This is a genomic window from Methylobacterium sp. BE186, assembly GCF_031457035.1.
In the GTDB taxonomy this organism is placed as follows: domain Bacteria; phylum Pseudomonadota; class Alphaproteobacteria; order Rhizobiales; family Beijerinckiaceae; genus Methylobacterium; species Methylobacterium segetis.
Window position 1 is genome coordinate 1 of record NZ_JAVDVV010000019.1, and the last position, 15,964, is coordinate 15,964.

15 protein-coding genes, 1 tRNA gene and 1 pseudogene are annotated in these 15,964 nt (G+C 64.7%); 13 read left to right on the forward strand and 4 right to left on the reverse strand.

The window, feature by feature from the left end; genetic code table 11:
- Window positions 1-1,701, forward strand: a pseudogene (locus J2X36_RS18165) (hypothetical protein); the annotation flags it as partial.
- Complete coding sequence (locus J2X36_RS18170; protein WP_310352340.1) at window positions 1,702-5,148, forward strand: hypothetical protein; 3,447 nt, start codon at window positions 1,702-1,704, stop codon at window positions 5,146-5,148.
- On the opposite strand, the gene J2X36_RS18175 is transcribed toward J2X36_RS18170, so the two are convergent.
- Window positions 5,145-5,318, reverse strand: a complete 174-nt coding sequence (locus J2X36_RS18175; RefSeq protein ID WP_310352342.1) for a hypothetical protein — start codon at window positions 5,316-5,318, stop codon at window positions 5,145-5,147. The two genes, J2X36_RS18170 and J2X36_RS18175, sit on opposite strands and share 4 nt — an antisense overlap.
- Window positions 5,319-5,738: 420 nt before the next feature.
- Between J2X36_RS18175 and J2X36_RS18180 the strand changes: the two genes are divergently transcribed.
- Window positions 5,739-7,184, forward strand: a complete 1,446-nt coding sequence (locus J2X36_RS18180; protein ID WP_310352538.1) for an ATP-binding protein — start codon at window positions 5,739-5,741, stop codon at window positions 7,182-7,184.
- Window positions 7,185-7,371: 187 nt separating this feature from the next.
- Here J2X36_RS18180 and J2X36_RS18185 read toward each other — a convergent pair whose 3' ends face one another.
- Window positions 7,372-7,533 (reverse strand): hypothetical protein, encoded by a 162-nt coding sequence (locus tag J2X36_RS18185; RefSeq protein ID WP_310352344.1) that lies wholly within the window; start codon window positions 7,531-7,533, stop codon window positions 7,372-7,374.
- A 191-nt stretch (window positions 7,534-7,724) separates the two neighbouring features.
- Between J2X36_RS18185 and J2X36_RS18190 the strand changes: the two genes are divergently transcribed.
- The 8 genes from J2X36_RS18190 (at window position 7,725) to J2X36_RS18225 (ending at window position 12,840) form a co-directional block, all read left to right on the forward strand.
- Window positions 7,725-8,075, forward strand: coding sequence for a hypothetical protein (locus tag J2X36_RS18190; RefSeq protein ID WP_310352347.1), 351 nt, complete (start codon window positions 7,725-7,727; stop codon window positions 8,073-8,075).
- Window positions 8,076-8,085: 10 nt separating this feature from the next.
- Window positions 8,086-8,301 (forward strand): hypothetical protein, encoded by a 216-nt coding sequence (locus J2X36_RS18195; protein ID WP_310352350.1) that lies wholly within the window; start codon window positions 8,086-8,088, stop codon window positions 8,299-8,301.
- Window positions 8,302-8,374: 73 nt separating this feature from the next.
- Complete coding sequence (locus tag J2X36_RS18200) at window positions 8,375-8,812, forward strand: hypothetical protein (protein ID WP_310352352.1); 438 nt, start codon at window positions 8,375-8,377, stop codon at window positions 8,810-8,812.
- A 41-nt stretch (window positions 8,813-8,853) separates the two neighbouring features.
- The gene (locus J2X36_RS18205) at window positions 8,854-9,846 is read left to right on the forward strand and encodes a hypothetical protein (protein WP_310352354.1); all 993 of its coding nucleotides are present in this window, start codon (window positions 8,854-8,856) and stop codon (window positions 9,844-9,846) included.
- The gene (locus J2X36_RS18210; protein WP_310352356.1) at window positions 9,822-10,118 is read left to right on the forward strand and encodes a hypothetical protein; all 297 of its coding nucleotides are present in this window, start codon (window positions 9,822-9,824) and stop codon (window positions 10,116-10,118) included. Before J2X36_RS18205 ends, J2X36_RS18210 begins: the two co-directional genes overlap by 25 nt.
- Window positions 10,119-10,849: 731 nt before the next feature.
- On the forward strand, window positions 10,850-11,197 hold the full coding sequence (locus J2X36_RS18215; protein WP_310352358.1) for a hypothetical protein: 348 nt from the start codon (window positions 10,850-10,852) through the stop codon (window positions 11,195-11,197).
- Window positions 11,198-11,380: 183 nt separating this feature from the next.
- Window positions 11,381-12,565, forward strand: a complete 1,185-nt coding sequence (locus tag J2X36_RS18220; protein WP_310352361.1) for an AraC family transcriptional regulator — start codon at window positions 11,381-11,383, stop codon at window positions 12,563-12,565.
- The gene (locus J2X36_RS18225) at window positions 12,526-12,840 is read left to right on the forward strand and encodes a PRC-barrel domain containing protein (RefSeq protein WP_310352364.1); all 315 of its coding nucleotides are present in this window, start codon (window positions 12,526-12,528) and stop codon (window positions 12,838-12,840) included. Before J2X36_RS18220 ends, J2X36_RS18225 begins: the two co-directional genes overlap by 40 nt.
- Before the next feature lie 375 nt (window positions 12,841-13,215).
- On the opposite strand, the gene J2X36_RS18230 is transcribed toward J2X36_RS18225, so the two are convergent.
- Window positions 13,216-14,661 carry a hypothetical protein gene (locus tag J2X36_RS18230; RefSeq protein WP_310352366.1) on the reverse strand — a complete coding sequence of 482 codons (1,446 nt, stop codon included), beginning with the start codon at window positions 14,659-14,661 and terminating at the stop codon, window positions 13,216-13,218.
- A 235-nt stretch (window positions 14,662-14,896) separates the two neighbouring features.
- Between J2X36_RS18230 and J2X36_RS18235 the strand changes: the two genes are divergently transcribed.
- A tRNA-Gln gene (locus tag J2X36_RS18235) sits at window positions 14,897-14,970 on the forward strand.
- Between the two features lie 320 nt (window positions 14,971-15,290).
- Window positions 15,291-15,497, forward strand: coding sequence for a hypothetical protein (locus J2X36_RS18240; protein ID WP_132256849.1), 207 nt, complete (start codon window positions 15,291-15,293; stop codon window positions 15,495-15,497).
- A 181-nt stretch (window positions 15,498-15,678) separates the two neighbouring features.
- On the opposite strand, the gene J2X36_RS18245 is transcribed toward J2X36_RS18240, so the two are convergent.
- Window positions 15,679-15,894 carry a hypothetical protein gene (locus tag J2X36_RS18245; protein ID WP_310352369.1) on the reverse strand — a complete coding sequence of 72 codons (216 nt, stop codon included), beginning with the start codon at window positions 15,892-15,894 and terminating at the stop codon, window positions 15,679-15,681.
- Between the last annotated feature and the right edge of the window lie 70 nt (window positions 15,895-15,964).

Sequence of the window (15,964 nt, forward strand, 5' to 3'; positions counted from 1 at the left end):
AACGAAGCCATCCTGACCCGCGCCAACCTGCCGGTGAACGACGCCACGCGCTACGCCGTGCACTTCCTCGGGCAGCAGGGCGGCCCTGCCTTCATCGCCCGCTCGATGCAGAACCCTGATGCGCCGGCCGCGAGCTTTGTGCAGCCGGATCAGGTCCGCGCCAACCGTAACGTGTTCTACAACCGGGACGGCTCGCCCAAGAGCGCCCGCGACGTGTTCGCGGACTTCTCTCGGAGCTTCGGCAGCGGTGGCGGTGCTCCGGCTCGATCTCGGGTCGCCTATGCGGACGACGAGGCGCAGACACAGGCGCTTGAACAGCGCATGGGCATGTACCCGACCCAGAGCGCGCAGGCGGACATGCCGGTGGCCGGTGGGCGCGAGGCTGCGTTCTACATCCCCGGCAGCGATCCGGCTGCCAGCCAGCCCGCGCCCTTCGGCGGTTCCGGTCACCAAGGGCCGCCCTTGCAGCAGAGCGCCTTGGGCGCGACCACCGCGCCGCGTGGCGAGGTGCTGCCGCTTTCGCGCGATCTGGGGGCGCCCGTCCCCTCGCGCACGATGACACTGCCGGGCTCTCCCGTGGCCGCTGGGGCGCCTCCGGCCTCGCTTGGCGGGATTGGGGCATCCGCGGGCGTCTCGGCCGCTGGCGGGGCCGGAGGCGCACCCATGGTGGGGAACGTGCCGGCCTCGGCCATCGCAGCCTCGCCCCTGTCGCAGCGCATCCCGTTCCTGATGCAGGCAGCCGGGCACCCGGATCTGCCGGCCCCGCAACGTGAAATCGCGCAGATGATGCTCAAGCAGGCGCTTGAGGAAAGCCGCATCCCCGATGGCGTGAAGGAATTCATGTGGGCTCGCGCCAACGGCATGACGCGGGCAGCGAACCCGGCGGCCTACGCTCGCGAGAAGTCCGGCCCGACCAAGCTGAGCCCTGGCGAGAGCGTCTACGATCCCGAGACGAATGACATCCGCATCACGGCGCCGGAGCGAAACCGCAGCAACGTCTCGGATGACGTGGAGGCGCGGCGGCAGGCGGCGGAAGGGCTCGGCCTCACGCCCGGCTCGCCGCAATACTCGTCCTACGTCCTCACGGGGAAGATGCCCCGCGAGGATCAGCAGCCGCTCTCGGCCTCGGACAAGAAGGCCATCCTTGAGGCCGACGACGCCGTGACCACTGCGGAAAGCGTCATCGGCAACCTGCAACAGGCCAAGCGGCTGTCAAAGCAAGCCTACGAAGGCCCGACTGCGGGCTACCGCGGACAGGTCACCGGCTACTTCGGAAGCAAGGAAGGTCTCGCGACCATCGACCTCGACAACCTCGTGACCACGAACGCCCTAGGCCAGCTCAAGGCGATCTTCGGCGCGGCGCCGACCGAGGGCGAGCGCAAGATCCTCCTCGACATTCAGGGCTCGTCCTCGCTGCCCGATGCCGCCCGACAGCGGATCTACGACCGCGGCATTGCCCTGGCGGAACGGCGGCTCGAACTGAACCGCCAGCGCGCGGCCGACATGCGGGGCCAGACTTACTTCAAGCCGGACGGCGGGCCGCAGGGTTCGGGCGGCCGTGGCGGTGGTCGGGCTCTGCCGGCGCCTTCGCCCTCGAACCGTCCTGGCGCTGCCAGCGCGGCCGATCGGTTCGGGCAGCTCACGGGCTCCGGCATGTCCAAGCAGCAAGCATACGAACGCCTTCAGCAGGAGGGCTACTGAATGGCCGGCGGCGTGTTCGATCCTGCTGAGTTCGCGGAATTCAAATCGCGCTCCTCGTCCTCGGCCCCGGCGGCGCCGGCCTCCTCGGGCTTCGATCCGGCGGAGTTCGCCACATTCAAATCCAGCCGCTCGGCTCCTCGAGGAGAGGGCCAGACCGCGACGGCTCCCAATCCGTTCTCACGCGACGCCGCGCCGTCCTTTGATGAGCGGTTCGGCGATAGCCCAATGGCGAGCACCCTCGACACGTCCGAGGGCTTGGGCCAGGGCCTGCGTCGCGTGGCCGACGAGCGCCTGGTGGGTAAGCCGTCCGGCTGGAACACGGCTGAGGCCGGGCTCTACAACTTCGCCAACACCTTCGGCCTGAACCTGCCCCGGAACATGATGGCCGGCGCCGAGGCCCTGCGCTCGGGCAAATTGTTCGGCGAGAGCTACCGCTATGTTCAGGATGTCGAGGGCGCTTTGTCTCGACAGGCTCCGAAGACCGCTCTTGCGGGCATGATCGGGGGCGCTCTCGGCGGGGCGCTCGCTCTCCCGGCGCTGCCAGTGGCGCGAGGCGCGGGGCCAGTCGCCCGCACGGTCGGCAACATCGGGACCGGCGCCCTGTACGGCGGGGCAGCGGAAGCCCTCGACAAGAAGACGCTGGGTGATGCCGGGATGGGCGCACTGGCGGGCGGCGCCGTAGGCGGGGCGGCCGGCGTCGGCTTGGAAGTGGCCAGCAAAGTCATCGGCGCCTTTCGCCGGGCGAACGTCCCATTCCGCGATCAGACGGGCCAACTGACGGCGCAGGCGCGCGAAGCCCTACGAGGGGCTGGCATCGACCCGGCTCAAATGACGCCGGAGCTTGAACAGCGGATCGTGTCCGCTTTCACGGTGAAGGGTCCCTCCGAGGGTGCCGCCCGTGAGGCACTGGCCGCCGATCAGGGCATCACGCTTTCGCGGGCGCAGGCGACGCTTGATCCTCGCGCGGTAGATCTCGAACAGGCGGCCTTGTCCGGTGGCCGCGGCGCACGGGCGCAGGAGATCGGGCAGGATTTTGCGCAGACGCAGGCGGGCCAGATCGATGCCGCTCGCGGGCGCCTTCAGACGATGGCCGCACAGGGCTCGCCCCTGATCGACAATCCGCAGATGGCCTTTGAAGCCGCTGCCGATCGGGCCCGGCTCGCGGGCGATGCCGCCTCTTCCCGTGCCGCTGCCGCCGAGAGGGCGCAGCAGGGGGCGCTACAAGCCGTCCAGGGGCCGGGAGCGGGTGACGTGCTCGACGGGGCGAGGTTGGCCGTGCAAGGCGCCCGCGAGGCCGCAGAGCGCAGCCGTGGGGCCTATCGGGGCGCCTATGGCGAGGTGGCCCAGATCCCCGGCAACTTCTCGCCCGGCGCGCTCGATGATGTTGGCGCCCGTGTCCGACGTTCGCTCGGCCCGGAGATCCCCGTTGACGACGTGAACACGCCGGCCGCCTTTCGGGCGCTCGCGGACCTCGACAACCTGCCGCGCATCCTCGGCCTGCGTGAGGGCGAGACACCGACCCTTCAGCAGACAGAGCAGATCCGGAAGCGGTTCAGCCGATACTACCCAGGGACGGCGCAGAACCCGACTGACCGCGCAGCCCTTAACGCCGTCCGCGAGAGCTTCGACCAGCGGATTGAGGACCTTCTGAGCATCGGGAAGTTTGGCGACCAGGTGCGTGCACCTGGTGCTGCCGACGAAATCGGCGGCTCCCTCGGTGCTCGGACGGGCGATGTGCCGGCAGATGCCGTGGTCATGCCGGGGGCACCCTCGGGGTCGCCGGAGACAATGGGCCGGTACATCGCCCGAAATGGCGGCCTTGCCCTGACCGACGACGCTCGGGCGATGGATCTGAACCGGTCGTACTATCCCGGTGGCGGCACACTCGCCCGGCACAACGGCGTGCCGCTTGATCAGTGGCGGGTGAAGCTCGTCGAGGCTGGCTATCTCACGCCCGACGAGGCCGGGGGCGCTTCTCAACGGGACGTGTCCGGTCTCATCATAGACGCCCTGCGAGCCGAGCGCACGGGTGCCGGTCGCCCGCTGTATCGCATCGAGGACCAAGCCCGTGTCGGGGCCTCTCGTGCTGCGGAGCGTGTGGCCGACGAGAATGCGGATTTCGCCGGCATGGTTGATCGGCAGGCGCGGCGGCTGGAAATCGACTTCGAGGGGTATGGCCTGCGGGCTCAGGATCTCGACCGCGAGGCCCTTCGCGATGCCGCTGAGGCTGTCGTGCGTGGCGAAACTGATGACGCGATCGGCGCCTATGACCGGGCCGTGATGCGTCGGGAGGCAGCACCCCGGCCGGCGGGAGGTGCCGACGACGCGCCTTTCCCCGAACTCGGAGAGGGTGTCGGGCCGGCTACCTCCTCGTCCCTGCCGATCGGCGACACAGCGCCGGCCGAGGCCATGCGCAAGGCTCGTGGGCTGTTTCGGGACCACAAGCAAGCGTTCGCTCCTCGCGGTCCTGGCGATGTGGCTGGGCAGCGCCTGCAGAAGATCGTGGAGCGGGACGCGAGCCCGAACGAAGCCGTCTCGATGCTGTTCGGTACAACCACAGGGCGCATTGCCACTGGGCAGTTGCAGACCCTCGAACGGCTGCGCTCGGCGGTGGGCGCGGACAGCGACACCTGGCAGGCCGTGCAACAGGCCATCGTCACGCGCTACGTCGGCGGCGACGGTCGCGGGCTCGGGCAGCGCCTCGACTACCTGCTACGCGGCGAGGGGCGGGATCTCGCCAGCCGCTTCCTGTCCCCGGAGCAGCGGCAGGGCCTCGGCCGCCTCCGGGCGGCGGTAGCGCAGACGGAGCAGGCGCAGACGGCGGCGCCGGCCTGGGTCCAGAGCCTAGAACGGCACGGCTTCGACCCGAACGCCATCGCTGGCAGCCTGTTCGGCTCTGGCGTGCCGGGCGCTCGCGTCGGTGCGGTGAACGAAGCACGGGCAGCGAAAGCCTTCCTCGGGGAGACGAGCGCGGAATGGGCAGGGCTCCGGCAGGCCGCCGTCCAGCGCCTCACGGAACCGACCATGAGCGCGACGAAGATCGTGGAGCGGGTCCGTGCCTTTACGGATGGGGCCGGTAAAGGCGTGGCGAACGAGATGTTCAGCCCGGCCGAGTTGGGCGTCTTTCGGCAGTTTGCCTCGGCGCTGAATTCCACCATCCTGCCAAACGGTAGGCAGAAGCCCGGCAGCGAGCGTGCGGCTGGTGCGGTGGCGCGGGCGCTCGATGTCCTCACGGGCGCGGTGGCGTTCAAGATCGCGGGTCCCGGCGCTGCCATTGGCGCTTACGGGCAGAAGGCCGGGCAGCGGCTTATCACGGGCGGCGTCAATGCCTCGCGGGCGCGCCGGTCGTTTGAGGCTGGGGCACCGCGCCTCCGGGCGCCTGCCCCTGCGCTGCCATCGGATCGACTGGCGGTCGGCGCCGGCCTCTATGCCGACGAGCTGCGTTAGTCCGGCCAGCGCCCGCGCTCGATGCGGTGACGCAGGTACGGATAGACTGTCACGGCGAACAGGGTGATGGCTGACAGCCCGGCGAGGCTGCTGCAGGTGTTCAGCCATGCGATGATGTTGGCAATCGTCATGAGGCTGACGGCGACCGTGACGACGAGCTGCAACAGCACGACCCGGTTGCCGCCTGTGTAGGGCTCACGGCTAAACCAGAACCTTGCCTCGCCTCGCCAGTCGAGTGGCTTCCCGGGTGGTAGGCGTCCAGCCCGCCTGTCGAGCCAGCGCGTGAACGGTGTTGATAGATCATCGCTCATGCGCCGAGGATGGCGGTAGCGCAGCGGTTCGGCAATCCGGTCTGCCGGCTTATTGAGGCCCCATCGGGCTCTGTCACGTCTCGCCCGAGCGGCCTGCAGATTTTCAGATGCAAGCGTCAATCAAGAACAAAATGTTGATAAAACGCCGAACGCTCCAGCGCGCACAACTCATTGTAATTAAAGCGTTTTATGGTGCGGCCGGTAAAAATAATAGCCATCTGAGTGCCCATTCTGATATAAGGGGGATAAAACCCGCGCGAGGCCCTTAGCTTGTCCGTAATGAACCCCTGCGCCCTTTTGGAGCGGCTGCTACAGGAAGCTGGTGAAAATGGCTGGCTTGAGTTCAAACATAACAATAAAGATCCCAATGAGATAGGAGAGTATATTTCCGCACTTGCCAATGGTGCGATGCTCAACGATCGGGATAGGGCCTACCTTGTGTTCGGCATTGACAATAAAACACGAAATAAGGTTGGTACTAGCGTCCAGTTTTCAGAAATGAAGAAGGGCGGAGAAGATTTTCAAAATTGGGCAAGCCGCCAGGTAGAGCCTAAATTGCTCATAGAATTTTTAGACTTTAAATGTGATGGCTTATCCTTTTCCATAGTGACTATCGAACCGACATATGATCGACCTGTCAAGTTTTCCGGCGTTGAATATATAAGAATTGGCGAAAATAAGAAAAAACTTATTGATTTTCCTGAGCACGAACGCGCTCTATGGCTCGCAACCGGAAGAAGAAAATTTGAGAACGCAGTGGCGCTTTCAAATCAAACTTTAGATCAGGTCCTTGAAAAAATTGACACCGACGTCCACTACGAACTTTCCTCGGAGACGAAACCTAAAAAGATCGATGAGGTATTAAAAAGAATGATTGCCGAAGGTTTCATCAATGACAATATGGATGGAACTTTTGATATTCTCAACCTTGGTGCAATTCTGCTGGCCAAGGATGTCCATCAATTTCCTTCGATAACATCCAAGTCAGTAAGAATTATAAAATACTCTGGAAAAGATAAATCTAAGTCCGAATTTGAGCAGGAGGGTCAAAAGGGGTATGCGCATGGTTTTGTAGGAATGATGCGCTTTATTATGAAGAATATACCTAGTGAAGAGGTGTACATAGACGGCGTCAGAAGAAATTTATCTGCATACCCAGAGATAGCTATTCGTGAAGTACTCGCAAACGCTCTAATTCACCAAGATTTCACAATATCTGGCGCCGGCCCCATTGTCGAAATTTATTCAAATCGAATTGAGATCATCAATCCGGGCAACTCACTAATCGACACGGATCGCATGCTTGATGAGCGGAGATCGAGAAATGAGAAACTTGCCTCGACAATGAGAAATTTTGGCCTCTGTGAGGAGCGTGGTGGCGGCTTAGACAAAACGTTGCTTGAGATCGAAAAGGCCCACTTGCCTGCACCTGAGTTTATCTCGTCAAAAAACTCAATGCGAGTTGTACTATTTGGCCCGAAGAAATTCTCGGCGATGACGCGACAGGAGAAGCAGCGGGCATGCTTCTACCACTGCGTCATAAGATGGATTACCCATGATCCTATGGGGAACGCCTCATTGCGAGAGAGATTTCTCGTATCGGACGAGGACTACCAAGCTGTTTCGTCGGTTATCTCCGAAGCTGTGCGTGCCAACCGGATTGCTCCGGCGGACCCGAAGCAGGGCAAGCGCAACGCACGCTACGTTCCTTACTGGGCAGTGTGAGGTGGAATGCCCTCCTGTTTTATCAGCGATGGCTTTTTCCGCGTGCTGGTGCCGGTTCAGTCGATGGAAATTTGCGTAGCAAAATCAGCCGATTGCCAAGAGGGGAGGTCGTCCCGGTTCTATCCCCTTATTATCAGCAGCGCCCTACGGCTCACCCGTGGACCTTCTGCAAGGTAATTACTCGTGATCAGGATTGCGGTTCGCGCAGACGGACACCGGGGCGGCCGTGGTTCAGGAATTCGACGCCTTCTGCTTCGAGAGCTCGCATCACCGCTTGGATCTTATCAAGGCCGCTAACTAGACCCGCAGCGCCCCGCTTCTCCATCGCACCTATGGTGTTGATGTTCACTCCAGCCCGCTCCGCGAGGGTGCCCTGATCCATACCAACGAGCGAGCGCGCAGCCCGAAGCTGGTTTCCTGTTGTGAGCATGTTCAGAACCGTTCCTGCCTAACTAGGATTTTTTCATAGTAGACTATTGACGGCAGAGCCGGAAGCAGCCATACCTGACTAGGAATTAGCCCTAGTCAAACGGGTTTGCAATGTCCTACCGTCGCTCTCTCTCTTGGTCCGCCGCCCTCAACGACATCCGCTCCGATCGCTCCGTCGTCTCGGCTCCCGCCACCCTGGCCGAGCGCATTGCTCGTCAGCAGGCTCGCGAGGAGGGCGTCCGCGCCTACCGCGAGGCTCGCGCTGCTCTGGCTCGTGCTGCCGCTCAGCCCCTCGCCACCGCCGCCGGCTACGATCGCCGCGCCATCATGAACCTCGCCGTTGCGATCGTTCGCGAGCAGATGGCTGCCGTCGCCGGCCGCTCCTACCGCGCCCTTATCGGCAACGCTCTCAAGCAGGCTTGGACTGCCGCAAAGGTCCAGCGCCGCGCCGCTGCACACTGAGGGCTGGAGGATGATGCTGGCCCTGCCCCATCGCTCGCCTGCCGTGCGCCTGCGTGACGCCCGTGAAGATCACGCGACCTGCCTGCGCCTCGCCGCCTCCTACCGCCTCCGCATCTCGCGCGGTGAGCCCGCCGTTCGCGAGCAGCACGCTTGGGCTCTCGCCCACTGCCGCACCCTTCGCGCCCGCTTCACGGGCCTGACCGAGCCCCGCGCGTCGCCGAACTGATCGGCGTCCAAAAGGGACCCACCCGCCCCTCACTTCCAGCCTACCGCCACGAGCCCATGCAGGAGCCCGAACCATGTCGCATGCCTATCCCTCCGTGATCGAGCACGTCCCCTTTCATGCCGATCCGATCCTCATGGCCATCGACGGCCACGACGAGGCTTGGAGCATGTGGCAGGTGGCGCCTGAGACGAACCTGCTGTCGGCCCGCGCCGCGATGGATCAGACGCTGGCTCGCCTTCTGGCGACCCCTTACGCCACCCGGTTCGGGGCCGTCGCTCTGCTGCGGCACCTGCGCTGGCACATCGAGCACGACGAGATCACCGACGCCGCCGTCCTCGCCCGCGCCTCCGACGCCGCGCTGTACCTCAACGTCGATTTCCGCCCCGCCGGGCCGCCTCGCGGACGTGTCGCTCCGGTCCTGCGCGCCCTCTCGCGAGCCGGCGAACTCGTCGCCTACCTCGCGCTGATCGCGGGTGGCGCCGTGCTGACCGGCTTGGCCACCCTCCTCTGACCTCACCTCCCCCAACCCAGCCTCATCCAGGAATTTGAACGATGCGCAATCCACTCTCCCGGCTCGCCTGCTCCGACCGACCCAAGCCGGCCCTTCGCAACCGCGCCGATGCTCTGAAGGCGACGGCTGCCCGTATCATCAAGCGCAAGCCCGTCGATGTGCTCGCAGATCTGGGCACGGCTTCAACGGCCGATCCGCATCTCGCCTACCGGGAGCGCATCCTCGCCGCCCATGCGGAGCATCATGACTGCCGGCCCATCGTGAACGTCGCAGATCCCTTCGGCATCGAGACGAAGGCCTGCGACCTCGTTACCAGCCGGATGTGGGACCTTGCAGACGAGGTGATCCGCCTGCCGACGCCGCAATCCCTTGAAGGGCTCGGCGTGCTCGCCCTGGCGCAGGCGTTGCTCCTGGAGGGCACGATCGATCCTCAGTGCGAAGATGATACTAAGCGGCACGTCTCACTCGTGCGCGCTGCCCTGTCTCTCACAGGTGCGCGATTGCCTGTCGGCTTCACAGGCTTCGGCGATGAGCTTCGGTTCAAGCAGCGGGAGTGCGCGGCTCTGAACCGGGTCGGCCGCATTCCGGACTGGGCGATGAGGCAGGCGCAGGCTGACAGCGAGAGTGAGACGGAGCACGCTTCTCCGCCCGCGGCCACACCTGATCTGTCCACCGTGCCGCTGGATGCCCTGTTTGCTCTGGCCGACCTGTACGACGGAGGCGCCCGGCATTTCCACCTCGGCTCCTTCTGGCCGAAGACCGGCGAGCATGGCCCGCAGTCCGGCAAGGATCTTCTGATCGAGGAAGGGGATCGCCTGTCCGCGACGTTCGATACCATCGTGGCGGAGATCGCCCGGCGCGAGCCCGCCGACGAGATCGAAGCTGACCAGCAAGGCGAGTGGCGCATGCGCAAGGCGCTCGCTGGCAGTGATTGGGACGCAGCCGCTCTGATCGTCGCACAGACGCCGGCCAATATGGAGCGGGCCTTCATGCGGTCTGAGGCTGCCCGTTGCGCCAAGGCGACGCGAGCCTGATTATGGGCACTGTTCACCACTTCCCGCCTCAGCAGCGCCGTGCCGTTGAGGTCGATGTGCGATCTGCCATTGAGGATGCGGCGCAGGCCGCCCTCGACACGGCCGATCGCCTGATCGCCCTCCTCGACGACATGGATGGCGACACCGACCGAGAGGACTGCGCTGACGCCGAGCCGTCGCTTGCAGCTCCCGAGGGTCACGACAGCCAGATCGTCTGGATGCGCGGGAACGACTGCGACCTTGAGGTGGACGGGCTTCCGGCTGCAACCTGATGCAGGGCCCTAATAGTCGAAATCTGACGCTTGGCACCCACTCGCGAGGTCCGCTCGGGGTGGGTAGCCGGCATTCAGCCAAGCGGCCGCAACGGGTCCCATCGCACGGGTCGCATCGCACTCAGGAGCGGACCTTCGCCGATTGGGCGTTATGGAGCGCTTCACATCCCGTTCAGATCGGCTCATCCGATCAAGCAGTGCACGCAGAAACTGCAAGAATGGAATTGGTGTGCCGGCTCTGCTGGCCGTGATCAGACGAGGGAGAGGGCTATGTCGTATCCGAAACTTGCGGCGCTCCCTATCGCTGCGGCGCTTGCGCTTGGAGTGGGGAGCGGAGCAAAGGCTGCCCCACTCAGCAACTCTCGGCCCGCGGTTGAAGCGTCTGTCGTGGCAGATGGGTTGGTCATCAAGACGCAGACGCTAGGAATGGAGCGTCGGCACAACCGAAGGATGGATCGACACGACCGCCGGATGGACCGACAGGTAAATCGGCAGGAACGGCGGATGGATCGGCACGACCGACGCATGGACCGGCGCTACTGATACGATCCGTGGAACTGCAAACTTGCGAGCCTCCAACGCCGCTCGACCGATGCCCACGCCTTCCAATCAAGCAGGGCACGCGGAACAGCAAGAACGAGAGGGCGGTTCCGTTTCTCAGCTGGCCAAGCGTTGATCCGCTACCGGTCGGCACATTTGAGGTTCAAGCGCTTCCGCGGCGCGAGCATTGCATGAGCGACATAGACGACCCTTTCACCAACGAGCAGCTTACCGAACTGGCTCTGATGCAGGCGGAGAGTACCGCGCAAACAGGAAAAACCCTGGCGGCGACGGCACATCAGGCCATCGCGGGCTTGGTGATGAACGCGCTTCTTTTGCACGAGTTGGAGCGTCTCGGCCTTGTGGACCACGACGCCGTGATGGCGGAGGCGGTGCAGCGCGCCCGGTCGATCCAGCCGCCGGAGGTGGGCGCCAGCGTTGCCCAGGTCATCAAGACCATCTTCGACGGGGAGCCGCCCACTGCCCCGCGCGCAGACCTCACCATCATCAACGGCGGCCAGACGGACGCAGAGCACTGACGCCGCAGCCCGGGCGTCCTCTCCGAGTGCGAGAAGCATCGCTCTCCAGCTGCGAGAGATAACACTGTATTGCAGCAGACAAACTAAGAGCGAGACGTACCCAAAAAATGAATTCCCCCGTCCCGTTTGATCAAGCACGAATGTCAACATAGGATCATCTGGCAGGGGGAAGAGGAAATTGCCATGGTCTCCTCTGTCGGGCTACATACCAACGGTGGCCCGAGCGGGGCGGTCGCGGACGAGAGTTCCGATGGGGCTGAGAAGGCGCCGTCCGTCGGCTTCATCCACCTCGATGTCGTGCGGGCGATCCGCGCCGTCCTGCTGGAACTCGGCGCCGACCGCGACGGCCTCATTGCTGAAGCAGGCCTCGATCCCCGCCCCGTCAGCCGCAGCAGCAAGCCCGTTCCGTTCACGGCCATCGGACGCCTGATCGCGCTTGCGGCCGACCGCTCGCGCTGCCCCCATCTCGGACTGCTGGTCGGGCAGCGAACCACCCTGACCTCGCTCGGCCTCCTCGGCGGGCTACTGCGCAACTGCGCCTCGGTAGGGGACGCCCTGCGGGCCCTGGAAGCGCATGCATGCGTGCGCGATCGGGGGTCGGTGATCGGCCTCGGCGTCTACGACGATGTCGCCGTCCTCGGCTATGCCCCGCACGAGCCCGAGGCCGAGGGCGCTGCCCTGCATCTGGAGCGGGCCCTCGCCACGCTGACCAACATCCTGCGGGGGCTGTGCGGGCCTGAGTGGGCGCCGCTGGAGGTGCTGCTGCCGCGCTCCGCGCCGCCGAACGTGATACCCTACGGAGCCTTCTTTCACGCGCCTGTCCGGTTCGATCAGGAGGCGGCCGCCCTGGTGTTCCCGGTCGCGCTCCTGGAGCAGCCGATCGCGGGCGCGGACCCGGCAATGCGCCAAAGGGTGGAGGACCGCATCCGCCGGCTGGAGGCCGATCAGGTCTCCACGCTGGCGGACAAGCTTCGCGAGTACCTCCAGACCAGCGTGACCCGGCAGCGCTGCAGAGCCGAGCGCGTGGCGCGCCTGAAGCTGGTGAACCGCCGTACCATGAGCCGCCGCCTGAGGGCTGAGGGCACGAGCTTCAGGCAGCTCGCCAACGAGGCGCAGTTCCGCGTGGCGAAGCAACTGCTCGCCGACACCATCATGAGCTTGGCGCAGATCTCCAACTGCCTCGACTTCTCCGAGCCCGCCGCGTTCACGCATGCCTTCCGCCGCTGGTCGGGCATGACGCCCAGCGAATGGCGGCGGGCGAACCGACCGGAGACGAAGCGCGACGAGACCCACGAAGAAGCTCGCGTGCGCCGGAAGAGGGACACAGGATGCGCCAGCCCGTTCGTGCCTGGACTTGCGCCCTCGTGATGCTGGCCGGCGAGGCGAGCGCGCAGGAAGCCCGCACGCCTTTTCTGGACCGGGCGGACGCGCGTATGCAGATGGGCGCCGCCTCGCTGGTCCCGACGCTCCGAGGCCGCTGGCTCTATGCGGATCACAAGCTCGTCGTGGGCCGCGTGCGGGATGTGCAGGTCTCGCAGGACGGCACCACGCTCGTCGCAGTGGTGGCCCGCCGGCGCTGGCTCGGTGGTAGGGAGATCGGCATTCCGGTTCCCCACACCTGCGTTAGGCAGACAATGACCTGACCATCAGGGGCACACGCGAAACCATCCGGCAGATCCCGCCCCTTAAGCCGTAAGGCACACATAGGAGGCCGCTGCGGTTGAGCAGGCGCTGGAGCCACATCCCACGTTCCAATAGGGCTTGCCCTAACGGACCGCTCCAGACAGCGGCCAACCCCGTTCCAAACGAATGGCCCAGGGTTCTGGAACGCCTTGCTCCTTGAGGTCTCGGAACTCAATGGAATAGCCGAGCCCCCTGCCGTTGCTGGCAGATTGGCCTTGAAGGTCCGCCGTGCCTTCGTCAGCGGTCGTTCATTGTTGACGCATCGAATAGCTTCTCAGGGTCGCAAGCAACCCCTCGCGAATGGGTACGAAGCGCCAGATTTCAGCTACTGCTTCTCAGGCAGTGGCCACCACTAGCTCGAACGGCGGCTGACTACACGCTTGGATGGACAGCCCCAACCTTGCCCGAGCCTCATCCACGAAGGGGCGCTCAAACAGGCTACTCTGCGCCAAAGCCCCTGCGAGGCTCTTATCCGACTGAACCAACGTATCGACCACCACCTCCCGGCTGATGCCAGCTTCCAAGTCACGGCGGAGGATACGCTCAACGTCCGTGCTGATGACGAGGTGCAGCCACCACTCCGCTACGAGGAAGTCGCTGAAGTCCACGTAGCGGCCGACATGCGCAGCGTCCGTGATCAGGAGGCGATAGACCGTTGAGGGCCCTTCCTTCTTGATCTCCCTCTCCACGATGAGAGCGGAGGTCGGTCGCTCATACGAGACAAACTGCCGCTCAGGATCCGGATAGACGCGCTCTGTCATGATCATGCCAAAGCGGCGGCACCCGTCGCAATGGGCGAAGCTTATGCGCTTCATGAGCACGTTGGCTTTGAGACGCTTCGGTGTGGTCCCATCCACTATGATGACGGGAGCATTGGACTGATTGTGAGCGAAAATCGTTCGGCGAGGGTGATCCTCGGGCCAGGGGCTGAGTGAGGTCTCCTGCCGCCACGATAGCCAGCGGCGCGCTATCAGGCCTGCCGAGACAGGTTGGATGCTCTGACGTAGCGCACGTAGGTCAGGCATCCGGCGCTTCTCGCCGAACCGGTTCGAGCGGCCAGCAGAGTTCGGGTGCCGAGGCAAAACGGGCTCGGTCACCCTTCCGCCGCGGCTTGCATCAAAGACACGCTGACAGGGGCACGCCATGTCCCGAAGGTCGTCCAGCGTCGTGCTTATCGACAGGATTGGGTGTCTGCGCCCGTCGTGCAGCAACTGACGCTCCACAAAACCCTGATCACCGTACCCGCAGAAAATCCCCCTGCTATCGCCAGCTCCCATTTCGCGCGCCAGCTCACGATAGCGTTCCACGAGGCTGCCTTCGAACGCTGCCGGGCGGCCCCGATCCACGACCAGATCCACGTCGCCGACATCGACCTTGCCGGGATCCAGCATGCTGCCGAACAGCCAGACCTCGCGGATCGCGAACGGCAGATCGTTCCGGGCATTCACCGCAGCGCAGGCGTCAAGGAAGCGATCCAGGATCCTTCGCGCCTTGTCCTTGGGTGTTCGTGCGCGAGCGTCCGCTCCCGATAGCGCCAAGCCAGCGTCTGTCAGGCCGTCGACGGGTGCGCCGTACTCTTGCTCCTCCGGTCCTATCAGCCCGCGGTCCCGCAACTCTTCCAGTAGGACCATCACCGTCCGAGGATCGAGATCGACGTTTTTGAGATCGGCTATTCGCCAGACGTCGGAGCGGTCGCCGCGATGCCACGCTCTCAGGACATTGCGGACCTTCGTGAGAGGAACGCCGAGAAACGTCGTTCCGTTGGTGATGGCGACACCCATCCGCATCCCCCTGCCCGGCTTGGTCGAACAGTCGCGCAGGGTTGCCAGGGCCGGTGTGAGCGTCAATCGCTCGGTTCAAGGGTACAGGGTTGGAATGGGCCAGATAACCGCCTCACCCGGTTGACGGGCGCTACCTTTCATCCTATTGCGAGCGCCTCCGGCGAGCGCAGTTGAAAAACTTTTGCGCACGAATGAAAAAGCGGGCTGAAAAGCTCAGCGATTTCAAGCGGTTCGGTGGGGGATAGTTTAACGGTAGAACGGTGGACTCTGACTCCTCTAGTCCTGGTTCGAATCCAGGTCCCCCAGCCACCTGAAGTCCTAAGCCCTTCCGATCAATTGAGCGTCTCGCAAAGCCGCCCTGCGGACTGAGCCTGTTGCTACAAAGCCTGTCCGGAGGATGGCGAAGGGGCTGTCCTGACCATCGGGCTTCGGACCGGGCTGATGGGGAGGATCGGCCAGGAGCGTCGGCCGGCCCCTCGTCGGAGCATCCCGCGCGCCGTCAGCGTAACGAACCAGCGGGAGAGCGACGCACCCGGCGGCCTCCGCGGGGAACCAGCGGGCGGATGCCGCGATTGGCCATGCCAAACGGTGTCGACCGTCACGGCGGCGCGTCAGGAAGGAAGTCGCGGATGAAGATGTCGATTCTGCAGGATCATCAGCTGGCCCAGGCGCGGCATGTGCCCGACGAGACCAGGCGGACTCATACCGTCCAAGCCACGAAGCGGATTGCGCGGGTCCCGGAATGCCGCGATGCCGGACGGCAGCGCCCCGGCGCGCAGGCTGCGAGCATCGGATCCGCGAGCGAGCCGTTCGAGGGGTTCGGTTCCTTCTCCTGATGCTCGCCGCGGGGAGGCGGAGCGCCGGCCGGTGACGCTCCGGCGCACCCGGGCCGCCCGCCTGCGCACCCTCCATCACGGCTCGGGATCGTCGCGCGCGTGAGAGCGTGGGAGGGCGCGGACATGCGGGGCGCGAGGCGCAGCCCGAGAGGCTGACGGAGGCGATCGCCCCTGGAAGCGCCTAGATCCGCGCGCCCTCATCGCTCGGCCGCTTCCCGCACCGGAACTTCTCCACGCGCCAGCGATCGTGTGTCTGCTGCCACTGCGCCATCCGCGGCTGGGCGACCGTGAGGCATTGCTGCGGTGTCCATACATCCTCCGAGAAGGTGTGGATGCGGGCGACGCAATGCGCCGGATTCGCTGTCAGGCAGGTCAGAAAATACAGGCTGTAGAACATCGGCCATCCATTCCGTTCGTGATGGCGTTCCGCTCCCCGTAGAATCGGTCTCTCTGCCCCCTCCCCCGCC